Annotated in this window: 27 protein-coding genes and 2 pseudogenes; 25 read left to right on the top strand and 4 right to left on the bottom strand. The window is 41.1% G+C overall.

Translation table 11 applies throughout. The features are described from left to right. Positions 1 to 77: 77 nt before the first annotated feature. The 3 genes and pseudogenes from WKI23_RS03060 to WKI23_RS03050 form a co-directional block, all read left to right on the top strand. Complete coding sequence (locus tag WKI23_RS03060; protein ID WP_368078913.1) at positions 78 to 1,025, top strand: AEC family transporter; 948 nt, start codon at positions 78 to 80, stop codon at positions 1,023 to 1,025. A gap of 33 nt (positions 1,026 to 1,058) precedes the next feature. Then, a complete protein-coding gene (gene mprF / locus WKI23_RS03055) occupies positions 1,059 to 3,572 on the top strand; it encodes a bifunctional lysylphosphatidylglycerol flippase/synthetase MprF (protein WP_368078912.1) in 2,514 nt (837 codons plus the stop codon). A gap of 103 nt (positions 3,573 to 3,675) precedes the next feature. Next, positions 3,676 to 3,795 (top strand): annotated as a pseudogene (locus WKI23_RS03050) (IS630 family transposase); the annotation flags it as partial. Positions 3,796 to 4,137: 342 nt separating this feature from the next. On the opposite strand, the gene WKI23_RS03045 reads toward WKI23_RS03050, so the two are convergent. After that, a complete protein-coding gene (locus WKI23_RS03045) occupies positions 4,138 to 4,305 on the bottom strand; it encodes a hypothetical protein (protein WP_368078911.1) in 168 nt (55 codons plus the stop codon). A gap of 33 nt (positions 4,306 to 4,338) precedes the next feature. Between WKI23_RS03045 and WKI23_RS03040 the strand changes: the two genes are divergently transcribed. The 14 genes from WKI23_RS03040 to WKI23_RS02975 all read left to right on the top strand — a co-directional run bounded on the left by WKI23_RS03040 (position 4,339) and on the right by WKI23_RS02975 (position 13,571). Continuing rightward, the gene (locus tag WKI23_RS03040; RefSeq protein ID WP_368078910.1) at positions 4,339 to 5,316 is read left to right on the top strand and encodes an ABC transporter substrate-binding protein; all 978 of its coding nucleotides are present in this window, start codon (positions 4,339 to 4,341) and stop codon (positions 5,314 to 5,316) included. A gap of 11 nt (positions 5,317 to 5,327) precedes the next feature. Further along, positions 5,328 to 6,221, top strand: coding sequence for an ABC transporter permease (locus WKI23_RS03035; protein ID WP_368078909.1), 894 nt, complete (start codon positions 5,328 to 5,330; stop codon positions 6,219 to 6,221). Positions 6,222 to 6,233: 12 nt separating this feature from the next. Next, positions 6,234 to 7,037: an ABC transporter ATP-binding protein gene (locus WKI23_RS03030; RefSeq protein WP_000157668.1), complete on the top strand. Its 804-nt coding sequence runs from the start codon at positions 6,234 to 6,236 to the stop codon at positions 7,035 to 7,037. Between the two features lie 206 nt (positions 7,038 to 7,243). Next, entirely contained in the window at positions 7,244 to 7,492 is a 249-nt protein-coding gene (locus WKI23_RS03025; protein WP_000364990.1) for a YneF family protein, read from the top strand. Positions 7,493 to 7,690: 198 nt separating this feature from the next. Then, complete coding sequence (gene racE, locus WKI23_RS03020) at positions 7,691 to 8,485, top strand: glutamate racemase (RefSeq protein WP_368078908.1); 795 nt, start codon at positions 7,691 to 7,693, stop codon at positions 8,483 to 8,485. Further along, positions 8,482 to 9,453 carry a nucleoside-triphosphate diphosphatase gene (locus WKI23_RS03015; protein WP_261057074.1) on the top strand — a complete coding sequence of 324 codons (972 nt, stop codon included), beginning with the start codon at positions 8,482 to 8,484 and terminating at the stop codon, positions 9,451 to 9,453. The genes racE and WKI23_RS03015 overlap by 4 nt, the downstream gene beginning before the upstream one ends. Beyond that, the gene (locus WKI23_RS03010; RefSeq protein ID WP_020902175.1) at positions 9,429 to 9,950 is read left to right on the top strand and encodes a metallophosphoesterase; all 522 of its coding nucleotides are present in this window, start codon (positions 9,429 to 9,431) and stop codon (positions 9,948 to 9,950) included. The genes WKI23_RS03015 and WKI23_RS03010 overlap by 25 nt, the downstream gene beginning before the upstream one ends. Beyond that, positions 9,947 to 10,408 carry a cyclic-di-AMP-binding protein CbpB gene (gene cbpB / locus WKI23_RS03005; protein ID WP_368078907.1) on the top strand — a complete coding sequence of 154 codons (462 nt, stop codon included), beginning with the start codon at positions 9,947 to 9,949 and terminating at the stop codon, positions 10,406 to 10,408. Before WKI23_RS03010 ends, cbpB begins: the two co-directional genes overlap by 4 nt. Next, a complete protein-coding gene (gene xerD, locus WKI23_RS03000) occupies positions 10,405 to 11,139 on the top strand; it encodes a site-specific tyrosine recombinase XerD (RefSeq protein WP_368078906.1) in 735 nt (244 codons plus the stop codon). Before cbpB ends, xerD begins: the two co-directional genes overlap by 4 nt. Continuing rightward, on the top strand, positions 11,139 to 11,867 hold the full coding sequence (locus WKI23_RS02995) for a segregation/condensation protein A (protein WP_368078905.1): 729 nt from the start codon (positions 11,139 to 11,141) through the stop codon (positions 11,865 to 11,867). Before xerD ends, WKI23_RS02995 begins: the two co-directional genes overlap by 1 nt. Positions 11,868 to 11,885: 18 nt before the next feature. Further along, positions 11,886 to 12,455, top strand: coding sequence for an SMC-Scp complex subunit ScpB (gene scpB, locus WKI23_RS02990; RefSeq protein WP_368078904.1), 570 nt, complete (start codon positions 11,886 to 11,888; stop codon positions 12,453 to 12,455). Beyond that, positions 12,442 to 13,164, top strand: coding sequence for a pseudouridine synthase (locus tag WKI23_RS02985; protein WP_001222230.1), 723 nt, complete (start codon positions 12,442 to 12,444; stop codon positions 13,162 to 13,164). The genes scpB and WKI23_RS02985 overlap by 14 nt, the downstream gene beginning before the upstream one ends. Further along, positions 13,164 to 13,400, top strand: a complete 237-nt coding sequence (yidD, locus tag WKI23_RS02980) for a membrane protein insertion efficiency factor YidD (RefSeq protein WP_368078903.1) — start codon at positions 13,164 to 13,166, stop codon at positions 13,398 to 13,400. Before WKI23_RS02985 ends, yidD begins: the two co-directional genes overlap by 1 nt. A 6-nt stretch (positions 13,401 to 13,406) precedes the next feature. After that, complete coding sequence (locus WKI23_RS02975) at positions 13,407 to 13,571, top strand: hypothetical protein (protein WP_368078902.1); 165 nt, start codon at positions 13,407 to 13,409, stop codon at positions 13,569 to 13,571. Between the two features lie 77 nt (positions 13,572 to 13,648). Here the strand turns inward: WKI23_RS02975 and galE are convergent, their stop codons facing one another. Further along, positions 13,649 to 14,647 carry a UDP-glucose 4-epimerase GalE gene (gene galE, locus WKI23_RS02970; RefSeq protein WP_368078901.1) on the bottom strand — a complete coding sequence of 333 codons (999 nt, stop codon included), beginning with the start codon at positions 14,645 to 14,647 and terminating at the stop codon, positions 13,649 to 13,651. Positions 14,648 to 14,941: 294 nt separating this feature from the next. On the opposite strand from galE, the gene pepA reads away from it, so the two are divergent. The 6 genes and pseudogenes from pepA to WKI23_RS02940 all read left to right on the top strand — a co-directional run bounded on the left by pepA (position 14,942) and on the right by WKI23_RS02940 (position 19,946). Next, a complete protein-coding gene (gene pepA, locus WKI23_RS02965; RefSeq protein WP_368078900.1) occupies positions 14,942 to 16,006 on the top strand; it encodes a glutamyl aminopeptidase in 1,065 nt (354 codons plus the stop codon). 21 nt (positions 16,007 to 16,027) lie between these two features. Next, positions 16,028 to 16,324: a bacteriocin immunity protein gene (locus WKI23_RS02960; protein ID WP_368078899.1), complete on the top strand. Its 297-nt coding sequence runs from the start codon at positions 16,028 to 16,030 to the stop codon at positions 16,322 to 16,324. Between the two features lie 696 nt (positions 16,325 to 17,020). Beyond that, positions 17,021 to 17,464, top strand: a complete 444-nt coding sequence (locus tag WKI23_RS02955) for a MarR family winged helix-turn-helix transcriptional regulator (RefSeq protein ID WP_000655205.1) — start codon at positions 17,021 to 17,023, stop codon at positions 17,462 to 17,464. A gap of 34 nt (positions 17,465 to 17,498) precedes the next feature. Continuing rightward, positions 17,499 to 17,690 (top strand): annotated as a pseudogene (locus WKI23_RS02950) (nuclear transport factor 2 family protein); the annotation flags it as partial. Positions 17,691 to 17,704: 14 nt separating this feature from the next. Continuing rightward, the gene (locus WKI23_RS02945; protein WP_000575217.1) at positions 17,705 to 18,433 is read left to right on the top strand and encodes an ATP-binding cassette domain-containing protein; all 729 of its coding nucleotides are present in this window, start codon (positions 17,705 to 17,707) and stop codon (positions 18,431 to 18,433) included. Beyond that, positions 18,426 to 19,946 carry an ABC transporter permease/substrate-binding protein gene (locus WKI23_RS02940; RefSeq protein WP_084357976.1) on the top strand — a complete coding sequence of 507 codons (1,521 nt, stop codon included), beginning with the start codon at positions 18,426 to 18,428 and terminating at the stop codon, positions 19,944 to 19,946. Before WKI23_RS02945 ends, WKI23_RS02940 begins: the two co-directional genes overlap by 8 nt. A gap of 149 nt (positions 19,947 to 20,095) precedes the next feature. Here WKI23_RS02940 and WKI23_RS02935 read toward each other — a convergent pair whose 3' ends face one another. After that, positions 20,096 to 20,632, bottom strand: coding sequence for a TetR/AcrR family transcriptional regulator (locus WKI23_RS02935; protein ID WP_173219655.1), 537 nt, complete (start codon positions 20,630 to 20,632; stop codon positions 20,096 to 20,098). A 132-nt stretch (positions 20,633 to 20,764) separates the two neighbouring features. On the opposite strand from WKI23_RS02935, the gene WKI23_RS02930 reads away from it, so the two are divergent. Continuing rightward, positions 20,765 to 21,622, top strand: a complete 858-nt coding sequence (locus tag WKI23_RS02930) for a cation diffusion facilitator family transporter (protein ID WP_368078923.1) — start codon at positions 20,765 to 20,767, stop codon at positions 21,620 to 21,622. A gap of 61 nt (positions 21,623 to 21,683) precedes the next feature. Here the strand turns inward: WKI23_RS02930 and galR are convergent, their stop codons facing one another. Then, on the bottom strand, positions 21,684 to 22,688 hold the full coding sequence (galR, locus tag WKI23_RS02925) for a DNA-binding transcriptional regulator GalR (protein WP_368078898.1): 1,005 nt from the start codon (positions 22,686 to 22,688) through the stop codon (positions 21,684 to 21,686). A 164-nt stretch (positions 22,689 to 22,852) separates the two neighbouring features. On the opposite strand from galR, the gene WKI23_RS02920 reads away from it, so the two are divergent. Beyond that, positions 22,853 to 24,031 (top strand): galactokinase, encoded by a 1,179-nt coding sequence (locus WKI23_RS02920; protein WP_173274760.1) that lies wholly within the window; start codon positions 22,853 to 22,855, stop codon positions 24,029 to 24,031. Positions 24,032 to 24,049 lie beyond the last annotated feature (18 nt).

Here is a 24,049-nt window from a genome sequence, read left to right as displayed (position 1 = left end):
TTGCTACTGCCTATCCTTCTATAGTGGCAGGCAGATTTGTATGGGCTGTGGACTTAAGTAATTTAGAAAGGACACCTATGTCACTCTTTTTAACCTCGATTACGAGTATCATTCCGATTATTGCTATTATTGTTTTGGGGTATATTCTTCAGGTGAGGGGATGGTTTGGAGATAGTTTTGGATCCAATCTATCTCGTTTGATCATGAATGTAGCCTTGCCAGCGTCAATCTTTGTGTCGGTGATGAAATACCTAACGCTAGATAAACTAATCAGTCTTTCTGGAGGACTCTTTTATACTTTTGTAGCATTTAAATTGGGATATATAGTAGCTTATATTGCGGTTAGGCTTTTCAAGGTTCGTCCAGGACGGCGAGGAACCATGATTAATACCTTTGTGAATGCCAATACTATTTTTATCGGTCTACCATTAAACGTTGCTCTTTTTGGTAATCAGGCTCTTCCATATTTCTTAATTTACTATATCACCAACACGATTTCTACCTGGACATTAGGCGTGTATGTGATGACGAGCGATAGTAAATCGGGTCAAAGCAAGAAGAAAACTAAATTTGACTGGAAGAAATTGCTTCCAGCTCCGCTTGTAGGTTTTCTTGTCGCTCTACTATTTTTGATTCTCCGCATCTCCATTCCAGATTTCGCAACAAATACCTTAACCTACGTTGGAAATATCGTCACTCCCTTATCTCTGATTTATATTGGTATCGTTCTTGCAAAGGCAGGCTTGAATACTATTACTTTTGATAAAGATACAATTGTCACTTTAGTTGGACGCTTTATCCTAGCTCCTCTGATTATGCTTCTTGTATTGAAGTTCTCTGCACCAAATATGGCGACAGTAGAATTTAAGACCTTTATGATTCAGTCCGCTACACCAGCTCTAGCTATTCTCCCAATCCTTGCTAATCAGGGAAAAGGAGATGTGGAATTCTCTACGAATGTGGTGACTCTAAGTACGGTTCTATTTATCGTTGTTATTCCAATATTACAAACTTTATTAGGATAAGAGGATGAGCTTGTGAGAACAATTTTGAATTGCATGAAAAAATGGCAGACACTCATCAAGATTACCTTATTTTTATCTATTGTTAGTTTAGTTATTGTAGAGATAATCAGACTTTTTAAGACAATTTCGTTTGATAAGATTGGAGCAATCTTGGGGGAACTCTCCCCAATAAAAGTCATTGCTTTAGCTTTGCTCGGTTCTATGGCTGTTGCGCCAATGATGCTCTATGATAGAATCCTAAATAAAGAACTTAATCAGAAACAAAAATTATCTTACTTACTAGAAACAAGTTGGACTATAAATAGCTTGAATAATATGATTGGCTTTGCAGGTTTGGTGGATGTTGGTTTACGCTATTCTTTCTATGGAGATGAAGAACGCTCTGAAAAAAGTATGCAAGGAATTTCTCGTGTCATCCCTTATTTTATGAGTGGTTTCTCACTGTTTGCACTGATAAGTTTAATTTTCACAATTATATTTCCTATTTCAATGGGGATTAAACAATATTGGCCAGCTCTTTTGGGAGCTTGTCTCTATCTTCCAATTATTTTATTTGTTTCAAATAGAAAAAAATGGGTCTATTTTGGTCAATTGAGTGGAAGGACAATTTTATCTTTAGTGTTAACTTCTGCCCTTGATTGGGCTAGTGTATTAAGTTTTTTCCTTTTGGTTGGGTATGTTTTAGGCTACAATTTACCAATTTATGATGTAATCCCCCTCTTTATGATTGCTATTACAATTGGGATTATATCGATGATTCCAGGTAGCCTAGGTAGTTTCGATTTAATTATGGTATCTGGTTTAGTTGGCCTTGGTATTGATAAAGATCAGGCGCTAAGTTGGTTACTAGTATTTCGTTTATTCTATTATATTCTTCCTTTCTGTTTAGGAATTGTTTTATTCTTAAAAAATATGGGTGGCCGACTTAATGAGAAATATTTGGGAATTCCCCAAAAGGTTATTGGATCACTATCCACTATAGTATTGGTTTGGGGGTTGCGACTTTTTGCTTTCTTCCTCGTGGTGTCAGCTATAGTTCCTCAAGAATTAGGACATCTTCCTTTGTTTAAAGAACTTTCACCTAGCACTGGACAGTTTGTTTTTCAACTTCCTAGTATCATTCTCGGCGTTCACTTCTTCCTTCTTGCAAGACTAGTTAAACGACGTTTAAAATTTACATTACCATTCGCTACTGTACTAGGTCTAGTAAGCCTTGTTTATTTGAATATTGGTAGTCTTTCATTAGCAAGTAGTTTTTTTCTAATCATTATTTTGTCTATCATATGGTGGATTAGAAATACATTTGTTCGCAGTCATTATATTTATGCTTGGGAAGATTGTTGTAAGGATATATCGTATATTGGTGGAAGTTTCTTCTTGACCCTTGTTTTGTTAGGACATTTGAACCCTCATCATGTATTTGAAGTTAAACATCTTCCTCATTTGATTACACACTGGATTCATCTTTTTGGCTCGTCTCTGATATTGGTGATTTCGTATGTTTTGGTACTCCGTGAGAGCAATCAAACCAAAGAGAATTTTGGAGAAGTTTTCGATAAGCAACGTTATCAAGACTTTATTGCAACAATACCAAATATAAATTTAGATGCTACCCTGGCTTATTTAGATGACAAATACCTTTATTGGTACCAAGAGGATGGTCAAGACAAGGTTGTTTTCCAATTTGCAATTGAAAATAATAAATGTGTCGTTATGTCGGATCCACTGGCACAGTCAGGATACTTAGAAAAAGGCTTATCGAAGTTTTTAGAGGATGCGGAGGACACAAATGTCTCTGTTATTTTCTACGAAATTAATCAAGAAACCACCCTATTACTTCATGAATATGGGTACGACTTTATGAAATTTGGGGAGACTGCTCAGGTATTACTCGATAGATTTACAACCGAAGGAAAACAAGGAAAGAAATTTAGAACCGTTGTTAATCGATTAGAAAGCAAGGGGTATCAATTCCAAGTATTACAACCACCTTTTGATAAGAAGTTGCTTAACACCCTTAAAGAAATATCGGATAATTGGCTAGATGGTCGTCAAGAAAAAGGGTTTTCACTTGGATTTTTTGATGAGAAGTACATTCAATTAGCACCAATAGCTCTTGTAAGGGATAAGGAAGATAGGGTTCAGGCTTTTGTTACCTTTTTAGCTTGTAATGGTCCTGAAGAAGCTAGCATCGATTTGATGCGCTACCACTTAAGGACAGCACCTAATGGTATTATGGATTATCTCTTTGTGAAATTATTACTTCATTTTAAAGAAGAAAGAGTTCGTTTATTTGAATTAGGCATGGCGCCGTTGTCAAATGTAGGAACTGAGAAACATAGCTTTCTACAAGAAAAAGTAGCCTATCTCATCTATGCCTTCACTAATCGATTCTATTCATTTAGTGGTCTTAGACAGTATAAACAAAAGTTTAATCCTATCTGGACACCTAGATATGTTGCCTATCCTCGGGATACTTGGCTTATTTTGGATATGTTAGCAATCTACAGAGTTGATAATCGAAAAGTAAAGAGATTGTCGTATTGACTATTGGTTTTAAACAGTATAAAATAACTGTCGATTTTTTGTCCGACTGCCAAGAGTCAGTTTAATACTATACTAAAATCAAAACGCATTATATAATAGTGATATAAAATCAACCAAAGAAGAAATACAAGCCATCAAAACACTTTTAAAAGGTTCTAGTACAACTAAATACCATAAACACCTTCAAATCGTTCTATTTTGTCTAATGGGCAAATCTTTGAAATTATCCTAAAAGAATTGAAAGCATCCTGAAAGAATTTTCGAAAAATTTTAAAATATTCTGAAATATTCTTGACAGCTAATGAAAAAGGTGGTAAGATAGGAAACATCAAAAAAGAAAGCAGAAAAGAAATGAATAAGAAACAAGCTGTAACGATGACTCAAAACTTTTACTTTAGCTACTTTAGATAGTGTTTGTAGACATGTCACCATGGATGCAAACAGTTCAAGCAATTTGTTTGTATCTATGTGGCTAAGATTTTTGATTGTGGTCCATATAGATGAATATCTAAATGGACTAGCTAAGTTGTAACTTGTTAGATTATTTCAAGCATCCGTTTAGGTATTATCTAGGCGGTTTTTTTGTTTTATACTCTTCGAAAATCTCTTCAAACCACGTCAACGTCGCCTTGCCGTAGGTATGGTTACTGACTTCGTCAGTTCTATCCACAACCTCAAAACACTGTTTTGAGCAGCCTGCGGCTAGTTTCCTAGTTTGCTCTTTGATTTTCATTGAGTATTATCTTTTCTGAGAAGGAGTTTCATTATGAAAGTTATTCGAAAATTACTAGCCCCCCTCTTGGTAGTGGGTATCCTCTTGACCTCTCTGATCAGTTTGCATCAGTTGAAGGCAGATAAGAAAAAAGATGTGTTTCGTATCGGTATTTCGCAGTTTATTACCCACCAGTCCCTAGACGCTACTAGAGAAGGTTTTGTGGATGAGCTGGCCAAGCAAGGTTATATTGAGGGAAAAAATATTGAGATTGATTTGCAAAATGCACAGGGAGAACAAAGAAATCTGAAAACGATTTCCCAGCAACTAGCAGAATCTAGTGATGTCGTTCTAGCCATCGCAACGCCTTCTGCTCAGAGTTTGGCTAATACAACACAAACGACACCGGTTATCTTTTCAGCTGTAACAGACCCTGTCAGTGCCAAGTTGGTTGAGTCAAGAGAGCATCCTGGTGGCAATGTGACGGGGACAAGCGACCAGTCATCAGATGCCATTTCAACCCAAATCAATTTGATAAAGAAAGTGTTGCCAAAGGCTAAAACAATTGGAATACTCTATACTCAGAGCGAGCCAAACTCAGTTGTCCAAAAGGATGAAGCTAAGCGTCTTCTGGAAGAAAAAGGCTTTACCGTTGTTGAAAAAACAATCTTGGATAGTAACAACGTCAAGGCTGCAGCAGAGAGTTTGATGGCAGAAGTGGATATGGTTTTTGTACCAACGGACAATATCATTTCGTCAACCATGGAAACAGTTAAGCAGGTTTCTATTAAACACAAGGTTCCAGTATTCGGTGGTTCGACAGAAATGATTGCGGTTGGTGGTTTGTATAACTACGGTACCAATTATGAAGAACTGGGAAGACAGACAGCTCGTATGTTGATTCGTGTCTTAAAAGGTGAGAAGCCAGAAAATATAGCAGTTGAGTTGCCTGAAAAACTGGAATTGCATACCAATAAAGAAATGGCAGATGCACTAGGAATTGATATTAGTAAGTTAGAAAGCAAGGAATAAGGAGGTTTAAGATGAGTTTTGTATTATCTAGTTTATCAGAAGGTTTGTTGTGGTCGATTATGGCCATTGGAGTCTACTTGACTTTCCGTATTTTGGATATTGCGGATATGACTGCTGAAGGATCCTTTCCTCTGGGGGCAGCTGTCGTCGTATCGCAGATACAGGCGGGGACAAATCCTTGGATTGCGACTTTACTTGCTTTGCTGGCAGGTATGGTAGCAGGTCTTGTGTCAGGTATGCTCCATACCAAGATGAAAATCCCAGCTCTCTTGACAGGGATTGTGACCTTGACAGGTCTTTATTCGATCAATATTAAAATCATGGGAAGTGTGCCCAATCTTTCCTTGGGAGATTCTTCAACTGTCTTTAAACAATTGGCGAGCTTGGGGCTGACAAATGAAGAAGCTGTTTTCACGCTTAGCTTGGTTTGTCTTTTACTTGTTTGTTTGGTCTTGACTCTTTTGATGAAAACGGAGATTGGATTGGTCTTGCGTTCGACTGGGGACAATATTCCGATGAGTGAGGCCAATGGGGTCAATGTAGACACCATGAAGATTGTTGGTTACATGATTTCAAACGGTTTGATTGCCCTATGTGGTTCCTTGTTTGCTCAGAATGATGGATTTTCAGATGTAACTTCTGGGACAGGGACCATCGTTGTTGGTTTGAGTGCAGTCATTATTGCGGAAGTTTTGATTCACGATTTGACCATTGGAGGACGTTTGTTATCTATCGGAATCGGTGCCATTGTTTACCGTTTGATTATTTTAAATATCTATGAAATTCCAAATCTAGATCAGAACCTGGTTCGTCTCTTTAATGCAATCTTGCTAGCCTTGGTTCTATTCGCACCAGAATTACAAAAGAGATTAAAGATTCGTGGTTTGAAATTGAGAAATGAATAGGAGGAGAAAGTTATGGCAAGTTTGTTAACACTTGAAAATATTCACAAAACATTTGAAGCAGGGACGGTCAATGAGAACCATGTCCTAAAAGGATTAGATTTAGAGGTTGAAGAGGGAGATTTTATCTCTGTAATCGGTGGAAATGGAGCAGGGAAATCCACTTTGATGAATATCTTGGCTGGAAATCTATCTGTGGACGAAGGGGACCTTTTGTTGGAAGGGAAATCCATTAAAAATCTGAGTGTACGAAAGAGAGCCAAGGATATTGCCCGTGTTTTTCAAGATCCTAAGATGGGGACAGCTTCTCGTTTGACGATTGAGGAGAATATGGCCATTGCCTTGAGACGTGGACAAAAAAGAGGACTTGGTTGGGGCGTGAAGGAGAAGGATAGAATCCAGTTCCAAGAGGCCTTGAAAGAGTTGAATATCGGTCTTGAAAATCGCTTGAAAGTGGATACTCAATACCTTTCAGGAGGACAAAGACAGGCCTTGACCCTAGTCATGGCAGCCTTGGTGAAACCTAAGCTCTTGTTGTTGGATGAACACACTGCGGCACTTGACCCGAAAACGAGTCAAATGGTGATGGACTTGACGCAAAAGATTGTGGAACACCATCAGTTGACTACTCTGATGATTACCCACGATATGAATCATGCGATTGAGTACGGCAATCGTCTCATTATGCTCTATCAAGGCAAGATAGTGGTGGATGTCAAGGGAGAGGAGAAAAAGCATCTGACGGTTGAAGATCTCATGCATCTCTTCCAGAAAAATAGTGGCCAAAGCCTCGTCAGTGATGAATTGGTTTTGGGATAAAGAAAAAGGCTGAGAACTGGTGTCTCAGTCTTTTATTTCTTACACTAGCTATTTATGTAAATTAAACTTAGCAAGGAGCCCTCTTTTGCAGAAAAGCAGGGTTCTTTTTGCTGTCTATTCCATCCCTGAAAGTGTAGAACAAACTAGTCAGGGTGGCTAGTTTGTGGTATAATGAAAGAGACTCAAAAAGAAACAGGAGAAATATGATGGATTTACTATTAGCAATTGTATTGATTGTGCTAGCTTTTCTAGGAGGAGCTCTTGGAGGAATGTACTTGGTTCGTAAGCAAATTGAAAAAGAATTCGCTGACAACCCACGTTTGAATGCTGAAGCAGTTCGTACTCTTTTGAGTGCAAATGGTCAAAAACCAAGCGAAGCTAAGGTACAACAAGTTTACCACCAAATCATCCGCCAACAAAAGGCAGCCCTTGCTAACAATAAAAAGAAAAAATAAATAAGGAAAAGTCTGGGATGAAAGTTCCAGACTTCTCACTATGTTGGTTATGTTTAGGGATGAGACTTTTTCCTTGCATTCTATTGATATTTGATTATGATTAAGAGAGATAGTTATTGATTAGGCTGTCATTCGGTTCATAAGGATCAATAATCATAATGAACTATCAATCAGAAAAAAGACTAGAAAGAAGACTGTATGGATAATCGACCGATTGGTTTTTTGGATTCAGGTGTCGGGGGCTTGACCGTTGTGCGCGAGCTCATGCGCCAGCTTCCCCATGAAGAAATCGTCTATATTGGAGATTCGGCACGGGCGCCCTATGGTCCCCGTCCTGCTGAGCAAATTCGTGAATATACTTGGCAGTTGGTCAACTTTCTCTTGACCAAGGATGTCAAAATGATTGTCATTGCTTGTAATACTGCGACTGCGGTCGTCTGGGAAGAAATCAAGGCTCAACTAGATATTCCCGTCCTAGGTGTGATTTTGCCAGGAGCTTCGGCAGCTATCAAGTCCAGTCCAGGTGGGAAAATAGGTGTGATTGGAACACCCATGACGGTACAATCAGACATATACCGTCAGAAAATTCATGATCTGGATCCGGACTTACAGGTGGAGAGTTTGTCCTGTCCCAAGTTTGCCCCCTTGGTCGAGTCTGGGGCCCTGTCAACCAGTGTTACCAAGAAAGTGGTCTATGAAACCCTGCGTCCCTTGGTTGGAAAGGTGGATAGCCTGATTTTGGGCTGTACTCATTATCCACTCCTTCGCCCTATCATCCAGAATGTCATGGGACCAAAGGTTCAACTTATCGATAGTGGGGCAGAGTGCGTACGAGACATATCAGTCTTACTCAATTATTTTGAAATCAATCGTGGTCGCTATGCGGGACCACTCCATCACCGTTTTTACACAACAGCCAGCAGCCAAAGTTTTGCACAAATTGGTGAAGAATGGCTTGAAAAAGAGATTCATGTGGAGCATGTAGAATTATGACAAATAAAATTTATGAATACAAGGATGACCAGGACTGGTATGTCGGGTCCTATGGTATTTTTGGTGGCGTCCGGACGTTGACGGATGATGACTTGGATTTTCCTCTATTGGAGTTTGCCCAAAGATTTCGAGATGAGGATCGAGGTTTTCCTGTTTCTGTTACTGTTTTACGCTATGGTTCTCTCTACCGTTTATTGTCTTTTGTGGTAGATATCCTCAACCAAGAAATGGGACGAAATGTGGAAGTCATCCAACGTCAAGGGGCTCTGCTCTTGGTTGAAAATGGGCAACTCTTGTATGTGGAATTGCCCAAAGAAGGGGTCGATGTTCATGATTTCTTTGAGACAAACAAGGTCAGAGAAACCTTATTGATTGCGACTCGTAACGAGGGCAAGACCAAGGAATTCCGAGCTATCTTTGACAAGCTAGGCTACGATGTAGAAAATCTTAATGATTATCCAGATCTACCTGAAGTAGCAGAAACAGGCATGACCTTCGAAGAAAATGCCCGCCTCAAGGCAGAAACCATTTCCCAATTAACGGGCAAGATGGTTCTGGCAGATGACTCAGGTCTCAAAGTCGATGTCCTTGGTGGCTTGCCAGGTGTCTGGTCAGCTCGTTTCGCAGGTGTAGGAGCAACTGACCGTGAAAATAATGCCAAGCTCTTGCACGAATTGGCCATGGTCTTTGAACTCAAGGACCGCTCGGCTCAATTCCATACAACCCTAGTCGTAGCCAGTCCCAACAAGGAAAGCTTGGTTGTTGAAGCAGACTGGCCTGGCTACATTAACTTTGAACCAAAGGGTGAAAATGGCTTTGGCTATGACCCCCTCTTCCTTGTGGGAGAGACAGGCAAGTCCTCAGCTGAATTAACCCTTGAAGAAAAAAATAGTCAATCTCATCGTGCCTTAGCCGTTAAGAAACTTTTGGAGGTATTTCCATCATGGCAAAGCAAACCATCATTGTAATGAGCGATTCCCATGGCGATAGCTTGATTGTGGAAGAAATCCGTGATCGCTATGTGGGCAAAGTTGACGCCGTTTTTCATAACGGCGATTCTGAACTGCGTCCTGATTCTCCCCTTTGGGAGGGAATCCGTGTTGTTAAAGGGAATATGGACTTCTATGCAGGTTATCCAGAACGTTTGGTGACTGAGCTTGGTTCGACCAAGATTATCCAAACCCATGGACACCTGTTTGACATCAATTTCAACTTTCAAAAGTTGGACTACTGGGCTCAGGAAGAAGAAGCCGATATCTGCCTCTATGGTCACTTGCATGTGCCAAATGCTTGGATGGAAGGAAAGACTCTTTTTCTAAATCCAGGCTCTATCAGTCAACCACGTGGTACCATCAGAGAATGTCTCTATGCTCGTGTGGAGATTGATGATAGTTATTTCAAAGTGGACTTTTTGACACGAGACCACGAGGTGTATCCAGGCCTGTCCAAGGAGTTTAGCAGATGATTGCCAAGGAGTTTGAGACTTTCTTGTTGGGTCAAGAGGAAACTTTTTTGACCCCTGCTGAAAATCTAGCTGTGTTGATTGATACCCACAATGCGGATCATGCGACCCTCTTGCTCAGTCAGATGACCTACACCCGTGTTCCCGTTGTAACCGATGAAAAGCAGTTTGTTGGGACTATCGGGCTCAGAGATATTATGGCTTATCAGATGGAGCATGACTTGAGCTCAGAAATCATGGCGGATACGGATATTGTTCATATGACGAAAAGGGACGTAGCGGTCGTCTCGCCTGATTTTACCATTACGGAGGTCTTGCACAAGCTGGTAGATGAATCTTTCTTACCGGTTGTGGATGCGTCTGGTATTTTCCAAGGGATTATTACGCGTAAATCTATCCTCAAGGCTGTCAATGCTCTCTTGCATGACTTTAGTAAGGAATATGAGATTCGATGCAAATGAGAGATAGGATTTCAGCCTTTTTAGAGGGAAAGCAGGGTTTATCTGCTAATTCCAAGCAGTCCTATAAGTATGATTTGGAGCAATTTTTAGACATTGTGGGCGAGCGGATTTCTGAGACTAGTCTCAAGATTTACCAAGCCCAGCTAGCCAATCTAAAAATCAGTGCCCAGAAGCGGAAGATTTCGGCCTGTAACCAATTTCTCTACTTTCTCTATCAAAAAGGAGAAGTGGATAGCTTTTACCGTTTGGAATTAGCTAAACAAGCTGAGAAGAAGACCGAAAAGCCGGAACTCTTAGACCTAGACTCTTTTTGGCAGGGAAGCGACGTTCCAGAGGGCCGTTTACTGGCTCTTCTTATCTTGGAAATGGGGCTCTTGCCGAGTGAGATTTTGGCTCTCAAGGTTGCGGACATCAATCTGGATTTTCAGGTGTTGCGAATTAACAAGGCTTCCCAACAGAGGATTGTCACCATTCCCACAACCTTGCTTTCAGAGCTAGAACCCTTGATGGGACAGACCTATCTCTTTGAAAGAGCAGGAAAAGCTTATTCTCGTCAGTGGGCCTTTCGTCAGCTAGAGTCCTTTGTCAAGGAGAAAGGTTTTCCAGCCTTATCGGCCCAAGCCTTGCGAGAACAGTTCATTCTAAGACAAATAGAAAACAAGGTCGATTTGTACGAAATTGCAAAAAAATTAGGATTAAAAACAGTCCTGACCATAGAAAAATATAGATAATGGATATTAAATTAAAAGATTTTGAAGGGCCCCTGGACTTGCTCTTGCACCTGGTTTCTAAGTACCAGATGGATATCTACGATGTGCCTATTACGGAAGTTATCGAACAGTATCTAGCCTATGTCTCAACCCTTCAGGCTATGCGTCTGGAAGTGACGGGTGAGTATATGGTTATGGCCAGTCAGCTCATGCTGATCAAGAGCCGCAAGCTTCTTCCAAAGGTAGCAGAAGTGACAGACTTGGAGGACAATCTAGAGCAGGATCTTCTCTCTCAAATCGAAGAATACCGAAAGTTCAAGCTCTTGGGGGAGCACTTGGAAGCCAAGCACCAAGAACGGGCCCAGTATTATTCTAAAGCACCGACAGAGTTGATTTACGAAGATGCGGAGCTTGTGCATGACAAGACGACCATTGACCTCTTTTTAGCTTTTTCAAATATCCTAGCTAAGAAAAAAGAGGAGTTTGCACAGAATCACACGACTATCTTGCGGGATGAGTATAAGATTGAGGACATGATGGTTATCGTGAAAGAGTCCTTGACTGGACGAGATCAATTGCGCTTGCAGGATTTGTTTAAGGAAGCCCAGAATATCCAAGAGGTCATCACCCTCTTTTTGGCAACCCTAGAGTTAATCAAAACCCAGGAGTTGATTCTCGTGCAAGAGGAGAGTTTCGGAGATATTTATCTCATGGAAAAGAAGGAAGAAAGTCAAGTGGCCCAAAGCTAGACTTGATAGAGAGGAAAGATGAGTACTTTAGCAAAAATAGAAGCGCTCTTGTTTGTAGCGGGTGAAGATGGGATTAGAGTCCGCCAGTTAGCTGAACTCCTCTCTCTGCCACCGACAGGCATCCAACAGAGTTTAGAAAAATTAGCCCAGAAGTATGAAAAGGACCCAGATTCCAGTTTGGCTCTGATTGAGACAGGGGGCGCTTATAGATTGGTGACCAAGCCTCAATTTGCAGAGATTTTGAAGGAATACTCTAAAGCACCCATCAACCAGAGTTTATCTCGGGTTGCCCTTGAGACCTTGTCCATCATTGCCTATAAGCAGCCGATTACGCGGATAGAAATTGATGCCATCCGTGGGGTCAACTCAAGTGGAGCCTTGGCAAAGTTGCAGGCCTTTGACTTGATACGAGAAGATGGGAAAAAAGAAGTGTTGGGACGCCCCAACCTCTATGTGACTACAGATTATTTCCTAGATTACATGGGGATAAATCATTTGGAAGAATTACCAGTGATTGATGAGCTTGAGATTCAAGCCCAAGAAAGCCAATTATTTGGTGAAAGGATAGAAGAAGATGAGAATCAATAAGTATATTGCCCACGCAGGTGTGGCCAGTAGGAGAAAAGCAGAAGAGTTGATCAAGCAAGGTTTGGTGACGGTTAACGGCCAGGTGGTACGTGAACTAGCAACCACTATTAAGTCAGGCGACAAGGTCGAAGTTGAAGGCCAGCCTATCTACAACGAAGAAAAGGTTTACTATCTGCTTAACAAACCACGTGGTGTGATTTCCAGTGTGACAGATGACAAGGGCCGCAAGACGGTTGTCGACCTCTTGCCCAACGTGAAAGAGCGCATCTACCCTGTAGGTCGTTTGGACTGGGATACATCAGGAGTCTTGATTTTGACCAATGATGGGGATTTTACGGATGAGATGATTCACCCTCGTAATGAGATTGACAAGGTTTATGTTGCGCGTGTTAAAGGTGTGGCCAACAAAGAAAACCTCCGCCCTTTGACGCGTGGTCTTGAGATTGATGGCAAGAAAACCAAGCCTGCTGTCTATGAGATTCTCAAAGTGGACCCAGTTAAAAACCGCTCTGTGGTACAGTTGACCATCCATGAAGGACGTAACCATCAGGTTAAAAAGATGTTTGAAGCTGTTGGTCTTCAAGTGGACAAGTTGTCACGGACCCGTTTCGGACATCTAGACTTGACAGGACTCCGTCCAGGTGAATCGCGTCGCCTTAACAAAAAAGAAATCAGCCAACTACACACCATGGCTGTAACCAAGAAATAATGAAACGAATTTTGATAGCGCCTGTGCGCTTTTACCAACGGTTTATCTCCCCAGCCTTTCCACCCTCTTGTCGCTTTGAGCCGACTTGTTCCAACTACATGATTCAGGCTATTGAAAAACATGGTTTCAAGGGTGTTTTGATGGGCTTGGCTCGGATTTTACGTTGCCATCCCTGGTCGAAATCAGGCAAGGACCCCGTACCAGACCATTTTTCTTTAAAGAGAAATGCAAAATAATATTCAATGAAAATCAAAGAGCAAATTAGGAAACTAGCCGCAGGCTGCTCAAAACAGTGTTTTGAGGTTGTGGATAGAACTGGCGAAGTCAGTAACCATACCTACGGCAAGGTGACGTTGACGTGGTTTGAAGAGATTTTCGGAGAGTATAAATTGGATTCTAATGTATAAAACACAGATAGATGATACTTGGTATTTATCAAGTGCCATCTATCTGTGTTTTTATTTATGATTGATGTTTCTGCTATTTATTCTAAAATGTTTTTGCCTTCTTTAACACGCCAATGATAATCCGATAAAATAATATCTTCAAGAGAGTAGCTAGCCTGCCAATCAAGATATTTTTTAGCTTTTGAGGCGTCTGCTAGGACACTGGCTGGGTCACCAGCACGACGAGCAACAATTTCGTGTGGTATTTTTTGATTCAGTAATTCTTCAGCAGTTTTAAAGATTTCTTTGACGGTATAGCCTTTTTCAGTTCCTAAGTTAAAGATTTGAGAAGAACTGTTTTCTTGGAAGAGGTAATTCATCCCTTTAACATGAGCCTGTGCAAGATCCAAGACATGAATGTAATCTCGAATACATGAACCGTCACGTGTATCGTAGTCATCTCCAAATATTTTCAGGCTATCATTTTGTCCCAATGCGGTCTTGTTGATATTTGGAATGATATGAGTTGGATTTTTCACGCGCAGACCGTTTGAAGCATCCATTTCAGCCCCAGCTACATTAAAGTAACGGAAAATGACATATTTCCAATCGTAGCGATTAGCCATCCAGTAAATCATTCGTTCGCCCATCAATTTTGTCTCTGCATAAGGATTGACAGGGTCGAGCGGGGTATCTTCAGTCGCAGGCTTGTCAATACAGTTATTACCATAGAGGGAAGCAGTCGAAGAGAACATGATTTTTTGAATGCCAACTTCAGATAAGACTTTGAGAACTTGGTTCATACCAGCAACATTGGCAGTGAAGTATTTACTTGGATTTTCAATACTTTCGCTCACAACAATCTCACCCGCACAATGGAGAACAGCATCAATCTGATTTTCTTCCAAATAAGTTTTTAAGGCGCTAGCATCATAAACATCCAGTTGTTTAAAGCTAGCACGACTATCCACAGCCGAACGATTTCCTGTAGAGAGATTATCTAGAACATGTACCTGGTAGCCAGCATTTAAAAGAGCTTTAACGGTATGGGAGCCAATATAACCAGCTCCACCTGTGACAAGAATTGTTTTGGTCATGATTTTTTCCTTTTCCTAGTTTTGTACTATTTTAAAGAAATAAGAAGGGAAAGTCAACTTTTTTCTGTAAATTTCATGAAAATTTAAACAAATATAGCATTGAATTGTTTTTTTGTTTGGGAATAAAGGCTCGAGTTGATTTTGGAATGTTTACTAGATTTTGTACCATATGAAAGAGAATACTATACTTTTCTAAGATAGAGTAGAACTAAGATACTAACTTAGAAATCCACCTTCCCGCTATCCTTCTCCTATAAAAAGTGGTAAAATGGATGAAAGAAAGAAGGAACTGAAATGACAACATTATTTTCAAAAATCAAAGAAGTAACAGAACTTGCTGCGATCTCAGGTCACGAAGCACCTGTCCGTGCTTATCTTCGTGAAAAGTTGACACCGCATGTGGATGAAGTGGTGACAGATGGCTTGGGTGGTATTTTTGGTATCAAACATTCAGAAGCTGCAGATGCACCGCGCGTCTTGGTTGCTTCTCATATGGATGAAGTTGGTTTTATGGTCAGTGAGATTAAGCCAGATGGTACCTTCCGTGTGGTTGAAATTGGTGGCTGGAACCCCATGGTAGTTAGCAGCCAACGTTTCAAACTCCTGACTCGTGATGGTCGTGAAATTCCAGTGATTTCAGGCTCTGTTCCGCCACATTTGACTCGTGGTAAGGGTGGACCAACTATGCCAGCTATTGCAGATATCGTCTTTGATGGCGGTTTTGCGGATAAGGCGGAGGCAGAAAACTTTGGCATCCGTCCTGGCGACACCATCGTACCAGATAGTTCTGCAATCTTGACGGCCAATGAAAAAAATATCATCTCAAAAGCTTGGGACAATCGCTATGGAGTTCTTATGGTTAGCGAGTTGGCGGAAGCTCTGTCAGGTCAAAAACTTGGCAATGAACTCTATCTTGGCTCTAACGTCCAAGAAGAGGTTGGTCTTCGTGGTGCTCATACATCTACAACCAAGTTTGATCCAGAAGTCTTCCTAGCAGTTGATTGCTCACCAGCAGGTGATGTTTATGGCGGTCAAGGCAAGATTGGAGATGGAACCTTGATTCGTTTCTACGACCCAGGTCACTTGCTTCTCCCAGGGATGAAGGATTTCCTTTTGACAACTGCTGAAGAAGCTGGTATCAAGTACCAATACTACTGTGGTAAAGGTGGAACAGACGCTGGCGCAGCTCATCTGAAAAATGGTGGTGTCCCATCTACAACAATCGGTGTTTGCGCTCGTTATATCCATTCTCACCAAACCCTCTACGCTATGGATGACTTCCTAGAAGCTCAAGCTTTCTTGCAAGCCTTGGTGAAAAAATTGGATCGTTCAACAGTTGATTTGATTAAAAATTATTAAACCATAAGGGAGGTGGTAGGGATGGTAGAACCAAACCTAGAAAGCCTTATAAAAGATCTTTACAATCATGCTCGACATGATTTGAGTGAAGATTTAGTTGCTGCTCTCCTAGAGACTGCTAAAAAACTGCCTACTACAAATGAGCAATTGCTGGCAGTTCGTCTCTCAGGACTGGTCAATCGTGAATTGCTCAAGAATCCCAGACATCCGGCACCTGAGTTGCTCAACTTGGCTCGCTTTATTAAAAGAGAAGAAGCCAAGTACAGAGGAACCGCAGCTTCTGCGCTTATGTATGGGGAGATTTTTAAAATGCTTTGATTCCATTGTGGATCAAAGCATTTTTTGTAAGACCTATCTCGTGAGCGTTCAAATAGTAGTAACAAGGAATCATGAGAAGTCAGCCGAGACCATAGTAGTGAAGAAACTTCTGTAATGGAAGTGGAGCGAAGTGAGGAATCGTCAAACGGTAGGGGATAGGCTGTTTGAAGGGTGCTACGAAAAAGATAGGGCAAGGTGAAATTATAGCGGAATGAAATAAGATATGAACAAATTGATTAGGAAGATCAAATGAATTTATAGAAATATTTTAGCAGTCATAGCGTCCTATTCCAGTTTCAAAATGTTATAAATACGAACAAATTGATTGGGAAATTCAAATCGCTTTCTATCAATGTTTTAGAAGATACAGTGCCCTAGTCCAACTCCAATAAACTATAAAACAAGAGATGGAAGCAATTATGATTTACTTCCCTCTTTAAAATAAATGGTCTGATAGGAAAAACGTGTCCCCTCATAAAATATAGGATAGTACAGATGGAAGGCTTTTGTAGACTGGAGGACGAAGAAGTTTAGAAACTCTCGATAAAAGTTAGTTGAACCGCCGTATGCTGAAGGGCATGTACGGTGATATGAATCATTCGAAAAATTATTTCTAAATCGAAATAGTTGACAATTGAAATAGTAAGTATTATAATAATTTTATTCGTTTCGATATCGAAATAAATTGGAGGTGTTATGAAAGATAGTCATTTGCTAGCCCATCATATTCGTTTGTTGAATGGGCGGATTTTTCAGAAGTTACTGAGCCAAGATCCTGAGGCTCTTTATAGGGGTGAACAGGGCAAGATTTTAGCGGTTTTATGGAATAGTAAAACTGGCTGCGCAACTGCGACAGATATTGCTCTGGCAACTGGGCTTGCGAATAATACGCTGACGACTATGATAAAAAAGCTAGAGGAACAAAAGCTTGTAATTGTTAGTCCGTGTGGGGAAGACAAGCGTAAGAAGTATTTAGTTTTAACGGAGTTAGGCAAGTCCCAGAAAGAAGTGGGACATCGTGTCAGTCAGAAATTGGATACGATTTTTTACAAAGGTTTTTCAGAGGAAGAAATTCGGCAATTTGAAGCCTTTCAAGAAAGAATTTTGGCGAATCTGAAAGAGAAGGCAAAAGAGGATTAAAATAGATCAAATTAGCTGTTTGTAAGTAAAGGCCACTTTTGACTTTGTTTTCCAACTCTTAGGACAAGGAAACTATGTGGTTAGCTATGGTCAGACTCAGATTGATGGCCTTGCTTATGCCCGGTACGATATCTTCCGTTTAGAGAACGGGAAAATTGTGGAGCATTGGGACAATAAGGAAGTCATGCCTAAGGTAGAAGACTTAACCAATCGAGGAAAGTTTTAAAATGAGGACAAAGAATGATTGAATACAAAAATGTAGCCTTGCGCTACACAGAAAAAGATGTCTTGAGAGATGTCAATTTACGGATTGATAATGGAGAGTTTATGGTTTTAGTTGGGCCATCTGGGTCCGGTAAGACGACCATGATTAAGATGATTAACCGTCTCTTGGAACCGACTGATGGAAATATTTATATGGATGGCAAGCGCATCAAAGATTATGATGAGCGGGAACTTCGTCTTTCTACTGGTTATGTTTTACAGGCTATTGCTCTCTTTCCCAATCTAACGGTTGCGGAAAATATTGCCTTGATTCCTGAGATGAAGGGTTGGACTAAGGAAGAAATTGCGAAGAAAACAGAAGAGCTTTTAGCTAAGGTTGGTTTACCAGTGGCTGAGTATGGGCATCGTTTGCCTAGTGAATTATCTGGTGGAGAACAGCAACGGGTTGGTATTGTCCGTGCTATGATTGGTCAGCCCAAGATTCTCCTCATGGATGAACCTTTTTCAGCCTTGGATGCTATTTCGAGAAAACAGTTGCAGGTTCTGACAAAAGAATTGCATAAAGAGTTTGGGATGACAACGATTTTTGTGACCCATGATACGGATGAAGCCTTGAAGTTGGCGGACCGTATTGCCGTTTTGCAGGATGGAGAGATTCGTCAGGTAGCGAATCCTGAGACTATTTTAAAAGCTCCTGCAACAGACTTTGTAGCAGACTTGTTTGGAGGTAGTGTTCATGACTAATTTAATTGCAACTTTTGAGGATCGTTTTGGTGATTGGGTAACAGCTCTATCTCAACATTTACAGTTGTCACTGTTGACCTTGTTACTCGCTATTTTTATTTCGATTCCCTTGGCTGTTTATCTTCGCTATCATGAGAAATTGGCCGACTGGGTCTTGCAGATTGCAGGGATTTTCCAGACCATCCCGTCTCTGGCCTTATTGGGACTCTTTATTCCTTTGATGGGAATTGGAACCTTGCCAGCTTTGACAGCGCTAGTGATTTATGCGATTTTTCCGATTTTGCAAAATACCATCACTGGACTCAAGGGAATTGATCCGAGTCTACAGGAGGCTGGGATTGCCTTTGGGATGACCAGATGGGAACGTCTCAAGAAGTTTGAAATTCCACTGGCCATGCCGGTTATCATGTCTGGGATTCGGACGGCAGCGGTCTTGATTATCGGTACGGCAACCTTGGCTGCCTTGATTGGTGCAGGGGGGCTGGGTTCCTTTATCCTTTTGGGAATTGACCGTAATAATGCCAGTCTAATTTTGATTGGGGCACTTTCTTCTGCAGTGCTAGCCATTGCCTTTAACTTCCTACTAAAAGTGATGGAAAAAGCAAAATTGCGGACGATTTTTTCTGGTTTTGCCTTGGTGGCAATATTGCTCGGTCTATCTTATAGTCCAGCCCTCTTAGTTCAAAAAGAGAAAGAGAACTTGATCATTGCTGGGAAATTGGGACCGGAACCAGAAATTTTGGCTAATATGTATAAGTTACTGATTGAAGAAAATACCAGCATGACTGCGACTGTTAAACCGAATTTTGGGAAAACAAGCTTTCTCTATGAGGCTCTGAAAAAAGGCGATATTGACATCTATCCTGAATTTACAGGAACGGTGACTGAAAGTTTACTTCAACCATCACCGAAAGTAAGTCATGAGCCAGAGCAGGTTTATAATGTGGCGCGTGATGGTATTGCCAAACAGGATCATCTAGCCTATCTCAAACCTATGTCTTATCAAAATACCTATGCTGTAGCTGTTCCGAAAAAAATTGCTCAAGAATATGGCTTGAAGACCATTTCGGACTTGAAAAAAGTGGAAGGGCAGTTGAAGGCTGGATTTACCCTTGAGTTTAATGACCGTGAAGATGGAAATAAAGGATTGCAATCAATGTATGGTCTCAATCTCAATGTGGCGACCATGGAACCAGCCCTTCGCTATCAGGCAATTCAGTCAGGTGATATTCAAATCACGGATGCCTATTCGACTGATGCGGAATTGGCGCGTTATGATTTACAGATCTTGGAAGATGACAAGCAACTCTTCCCACCTTATCAAGGGGCACCACTCATGAAAGAAGCTCTTCTCAAGAAACACCCTGAGTTGGAAAAAGTTCTTAATAAATTGGCTGGTAAGATTACAGAAAGCCAGATGAGCCAGCTCAACTACCAAGTCGGTGTTGAAGGCAAGTCAGCAGAACAAGTAGCTAAAGAGTTTCTCCAAGAACAAGGTTTGTTGAAGAAATGATGGGGCAGAGACTTTAAGCATACTGAACTAAACTTCCTTAAACGACTAGATAAAAGAATGCTCAGACAATTTCGTCTGGGCTTTTTGATTATTGAAAAGATAAGAAACTCAGTAGCCTAGAAATAAGGCAACCGAGCTTTAATCTGTATTCAATTTTTAGGAATGAGAAGGTCTAGATAAAATTGGACAACTTCCTGTTCTGTGAAATCTTGCCCTTTTTTGAGCCACCAGGTCAATGTCTCGATAAAGTTGGATACGATTAAGTGTTGGAGGTAAGAAGTAGGCAGACTCGGGTGAGATTCTTTTAAATCATCAGCCATCACGGAATAGACATGGTGTTCTAGCTCTTTATGGAGTTGACGGAGGAAGTAGTCATTTTTGGAAAATAGCAGACTGGTGATATGGTCTTGGTTTTTCTGAAAATGCAGAAAGAGGTGGGCGAGATAGTCCACGGTAGAAACGGATTGCTCTCTTTCAAAGAGGTGATGGAAGAGGTGGCGGCAAAGCTCGTCCAGAAGTAGTTCCTTACTCTCATAGTGACAGTAAAAGGTGGAACGTCCTACATCTGCGAGATCAATGATATCCTGAACTGTAGTGGCTTCGTACCCCTTATCGTTCAAAAGTTGTAGAAAAGCTTGATAGATGGCTTTTTTGGTTTTGCTGATACGGCGGTCAATGTTAGTCATATGGACACTTGAGGCAAATTGTTCAGAACTGAATAAAGCTGACGTTTTGCTTCTATCCTTTCTTTGAATTTTAGTGGATAATGATAATGAACAAGGTGTTCATAAATTTATTATAACAAAGGAATGAGAAAGATGAAGGCAAAATATACTGTTTGGGTAGCTTTTTTCTTAAATTTAAGCTATGCCATTGTTGAGTTTATCGCAGGAGGAATCTTTGGTTCGAGTGCTGTTCTTGCTGATTCTGTCCATGACTTGGGAGATGCTATAGCCATTGGCATATCGGCCTTTTTAGAAACAATCTCTAATCGTGAAGAAGACAGCCACTATACCTTGGGCTACAAGCGTTTTAGCCTTTTAGGGGCCATGGTAACGGCTGTGATTCTTATGACAGGGTCCGTTTTGGTCATTTTGGAAAATATAGCGAAAATCTTTCATCCACAACCGGTCAATGATGAGGGGATTCTCTGGTTAGGAATTATTGCGATTACTATCAATGTGCTAGCGAGTCTAGTGGTTGGTAATGGAAAGACAAAGAATGAGTCTATTCTGAGTCTGCATTTTCTGGAAGATACCCTAGGGTGGCTGGCTGTGATTCTGATGGCGATTGTTCTTCGATTTACGGACTGGTATATCCTAGATCCGCTTTTGTCCCTTGCCATTTCTTTCTTCATTCTTTCAAAAGCCCTTCCACGTTTTTGGTCTACACTCAAGATTTTTTTGGATTCTGTGCCGGAAGGTATTGATATCAAGCAAGTAAAAAGTGGCCTGGAGCGATTGGACAATGTGGCCAGTCTTAACCAGCTTAATCTCTGGACTATGGATGGTTTGGAAAAAAATGCCATTGTCCATGTTTGTTTAAAAGAGATGGAGCATATGGAAACTTGTAAAGAATCTATTCGAATTTTCCTCAAAGATTGTGGCTTTCAAAATATTACCATTGAAGTTGATGCAGACCTAGAAAGTCACCAAGCACATAAGCGAAAGGTGTGAGTTGGAGCGGAATCATAGAGATTATTAGAGAAACAGCCTTGCTAGAGGTCGTTTTGTAATCCTAATCATTCTTTGTACTCTCTCTCAGAGTCAGTCTGGTACCCAACATGGTTAGGCTAGGTATTTTCCGACCGTGGAGTACTTCCTTGTTAAGAATATCCATACCTGCTCGGCCCATTTCCTCAGTATAGACGGTGATGCTGGAGAGGGGAGGATAGACTTGCTTGGTCAGGCTAGTATCATTAAAGGAAATAAGGCTGACGCGGTCTGGCAGGCTGATTCCAGCTTCTTGGAGGGCGCGGAGCGCACCGATAGCTAAACTATCGCTAGCTGCGAAAAAGGCAGGTGGCAGTTGGTCTCCCAAACTCTGAATAGCCTCCTTCATCAAGTCATAGCCAGACTGGGCAGTAAAGCTCCCTTGAAAGACCAGTTCATCATGATAGATTCCCTTTGTCTGACTGTAGTTTTTGAAATTTTCCAGTCGCTTATCCTCAATGATTTCTTCTTGGTCAGTTGTTTCCTCAAGCCCAGTTAGAATCCCGATACGATCCATCCCTTGGCTAAGGAAATAATCGACAACCTGTTTCATGGCAGTGTAAAAATCCGTGATAATGCAGGTGTGTCCTAGTGAAAGAGTATCGCTATCTAAAAATACAAGAGGTTTTTGGTATTCTTCAAAGGCAGAAATCTGAGCTCGACTAAATTTTCCGATGCAAAGAATCCCAATTACTTCCTCGCTCAGAGTAAAAGGATGGTCATTAAAATAGCGCAAGATATCATAGTCCAACTCTTGGGCTCTTTTTTCTATGCCTAGGCGAATCTGGTAGTAGTAGAGGTCGTCTAACTCCCCTTGTTCGCTGACCCATTGGATAATGGCAATCTTTTGCTTGGGCTTATGGGACTCGCCTGTCTTGAGATGCTTGGTGTAGCCCAGCTCTTCAGCAACTGTTAAAATACGGTGTCTGGTTTCTTCTGTGACAGATAGGCTCTGGTCGCGGTTGAGGACACGGGATACGGTCGCGATAGAGACAGAGGCTAGCTGTGCAATGTCTTTTAAGGTAGCCATAACTCCTCCTCCTTTTAGGTTAGTATATCATATTTTTCTGCTTTTTACTGATAATTTAGTAAAATTTTAGTAAAAAGGATTGACCTTGGCAAATCCCTTGGATACAATAGAAGAAAACGATTACACGTTAAGGTGACTTAACGGACAGTTAAAGGAGAATTCATATGACACAACATCTTACTGCTGAAGCCCTTCGTAAAGACTTTCTTGCTGTTTTTGGTCAAGAAGCAGATCAAACATTCTTTTCACCAGGTCGTATCAACTTGATTGGTGAGCACACAGACTATAATGGTGGACATGTATTTCCAGCAGCTATTTCCTTGGGAACTTACGGTGCAGCTCGCAAACGTGATGATCAAGTCTTGCGTTTCTACTCAGCTAACTTTGAGGACAAGGGTATTATCGAAGTGCCTCTCGCTGACCTCAAGTTTGAAAAAGAGCACAACTGGACCAACTATCCAAAAGGGGTCCTTCATTTCTTGCAAGAAGCTGGACATGTGATTGACAAAGGTTTTGATTTTTATGTTTATGGGAATATCCCAAATGGTGCTGGATTATCTTCTTCAGCATCCTTGGAACTCTTGACAGGAGTCGTGGCAGAGCATCTCTTTGATTTAAAATTAGAGCGTCTCGATTTGGTTAAAATCGGAAAACAAACAGAAAATAACTTTATCGGAGTAAATTCTGGCATTATGGACCAGTTTGCTATCGGTATGGGGGCTGACCAACGTGCTATTTACTTAGATACCAATACTTTAGAATACGACTTGGTGCCACTTGATTTGAAGGACAATGTCGTTGTTATCATGAACACCAATAAACGTCGTGAATTGGCGGACTCTAAATACAATGAACGTCGTGCTGAGTGTGAAAAAGCAGTGGAAGAATTGCAAGCAGCTTTGGATATTCAGACCTTGGGTGAATTGGATGAGTGGGCCTTTGACCAATACAGCTATCTGATTAAAGATGAAAATCGTTTGAAACGTGCTCGCCATGCTGTGCTTGAAAACCAACGTACCCTCAAAGCTCAAGCAACCCTTCGAGCAGGTGATTTGGAAACATTCGGTCGTTTGATGAATGCGTCACACGTTTCTCTAGAGCATGACTATGAAGTAACTGGTTTGGAATTGGATACTCTTGTTCACACAGCTTGGGCACAAGAAGGTGTTCTCGGTGCTCGCATGACAGGGGCAGGTTTTGGCGGCTGTGCCATTGCCTTGGTGCAAAAAGATACTGTTGAGGCCTTTAAGGAAGCTGTTGGCAAACACTACGAGAAAGTAGTTGGCTACGCTCCAAGCTTCTATATCGCTGAAGTTGCAGGTGGCACTCGCGTCCTTGATTAGTCAGAAGGAGGCTCTATA

This window comes from Streptococcus pseudopneumoniae (genome assembly GCF_038148955.1).
Taxonomy (GTDB): domain Bacteria; phylum Bacillota; class Bacilli; order Lactobacillales; family Streptococcaceae; genus Streptococcus; species Streptococcus pseudopneumoniae_T.
Note: the sequence above shows the minus strand (reverse complement) of the source record. Positions and strands in the feature narration are given on the sequence as shown.

Bases quoted from the DNA above. Each gene is read 5' to 3' on its own strand.
- WKI23_RS03060 (WP_368078913.1), top strand. From the start codon at position 78: ATGTCACTCTTTTTAACCTCGATTACGAGTATCATTCCGATTATTGCT.
- mprF (WP_368078912.1), top strand. From the start codon at position 1,059: ATGAAAAAATGGCAGACACTCATCAAGATTACCTTATTTTTATCTATT.
- WKI23_RS03045 (WP_368078911.1), bottom strand. From the start codon at position 4,305: ATGAAAATCAAAGAGCAAACTAGGAAACTAGCCGCAGGCTGCTCAAAA.
- WKI23_RS03040 (WP_368078910.1), top strand. From the start codon at position 4,339: ATGAAAGTTATTCGAAAATTACTAGCCCCCCTCTTGGTAGTGGGTATC.
- WKI23_RS03035 (WP_368078909.1), top strand. From the start codon at position 5,328: ATGAGTTTTGTATTATCTAGTTTATCAGAAGGTTTGTTGTGGTCGATT.
- WKI23_RS03030 (WP_000157668.1), top strand. From the start codon at position 6,234: ATGGCAAGTTTGTTAACACTTGAAAATATTCACAAAACATTTGAAGCA.
- WKI23_RS03025 (WP_000364990.1), top strand. From the start codon at position 7,244: ATGGATTTACTATTAGCAATTGTATTGATTGTGCTAGCTTTTCTAGGA.
- racE (WP_368078908.1), top strand. From the start codon at position 7,691: ATGGATAATCGACCGATTGGTTTTTTGGATTCAGGTGTCGGGGGCTTG.
- WKI23_RS03015 (WP_261057074.1), top strand. From the start codon at position 8,482: ATGACAAATAAAATTTATGAATACAAGGATGACCAGGACTGGTATGTC.
- WKI23_RS03010 (WP_020902175.1), top strand. From the start codon at position 9,429: ATGGCAAAGCAAACCATCATTGTAATGAGCGATTCCCATGGCGATAGC.
- cbpB (WP_368078907.1), top strand. From the start codon at position 9,947: ATGATTGCCAAGGAGTTTGAGACTTTCTTGTTGGGTCAAGAGGAAACT.
- xerD (WP_368078906.1), top strand. From the start codon at position 10,405: ATGAGAGATAGGATTTCAGCCTTTTTAGAGGGAAAGCAGGGTTTATCT.
- WKI23_RS02995 (WP_368078905.1), top strand. From the start codon at position 11,139: ATGGATATTAAATTAAAAGATTTTGAAGGGCCCCTGGACTTGCTCTTG.
- scpB (WP_368078904.1), top strand. From the start codon at position 11,886: ATGAGTACTTTAGCAAAAATAGAAGCGCTCTTGTTTGTAGCGGGTGAA.
- WKI23_RS02985 (WP_001222230.1), top strand. From the start codon at position 12,442: ATGAGAATCAATAAGTATATTGCCCACGCAGGTGTGGCCAGTAGGAGA.
- yidD (WP_368078903.1), top strand. From the start codon at position 13,164: ATGAAACGAATTTTGATAGCGCCTGTGCGCTTTTACCAACGGTTTATC.
- WKI23_RS02975 (WP_368078902.1), top strand. From the start codon at position 13,407: ATGAAAATCAAAGAGCAAATTAGGAAACTAGCCGCAGGCTGCTCAAAA.
- galE (WP_368078901.1), bottom strand. From the start codon at position 14,647: ATGACCAAAACAATTCTTGTCACAGGTGGAGCTGGTTATATTGGCTCC.
- pepA (WP_368078900.1), top strand. From the start codon at position 14,942: ATGACAACATTATTTTCAAAAATCAAAGAAGTAACAGAACTTGCTGCG.
- WKI23_RS02960 (WP_368078899.1), top strand. From the start codon at position 16,028: ATGGTAGAACCAAACCTAGAAAGCCTTATAAAAGATCTTTACAATCAT.
- WKI23_RS02955 (WP_000655205.1), top strand. From the start codon at position 17,021: ATGAAAGATAGTCATTTGCTAGCCCATCATATTCGTTTGTTGAATGGG.
- WKI23_RS02945 (WP_000575217.1), top strand. From the start codon at position 17,705: ATGATTGAATACAAAAATGTAGCCTTGCGCTACACAGAAAAAGATGTC.
- WKI23_RS02940 (WP_084357976.1), top strand. From the start codon at position 18,426: ATGACTAATTTAATTGCAACTTTTGAGGATCGTTTTGGTGATTGGGTA.
- WKI23_RS02935 (WP_173219655.1), bottom strand. From the start codon at position 20,632: ATGACTAACATTGACCGCCGTATCAGCAAAACCAAAAAAGCCATCTAT.
- WKI23_RS02930 (WP_368078923.1), top strand. From the start codon at position 20,765: ATGAAGGCAAAATATACTGTTTGGGTAGCTTTTTTCTTAAATTTAAGC.
- galR (WP_368078898.1), bottom strand. From the start codon at position 22,688: ATGGCTACCTTAAAAGACATTGCACAGCTAGCCTCTGTCTCTATCGCG.
- WKI23_RS02920 (WP_173274760.1), top strand. From the start codon at position 22,853: ATGACACAACATCTTACTGCTGAAGCCCTTCGTAAAGACTTTCTTGCT.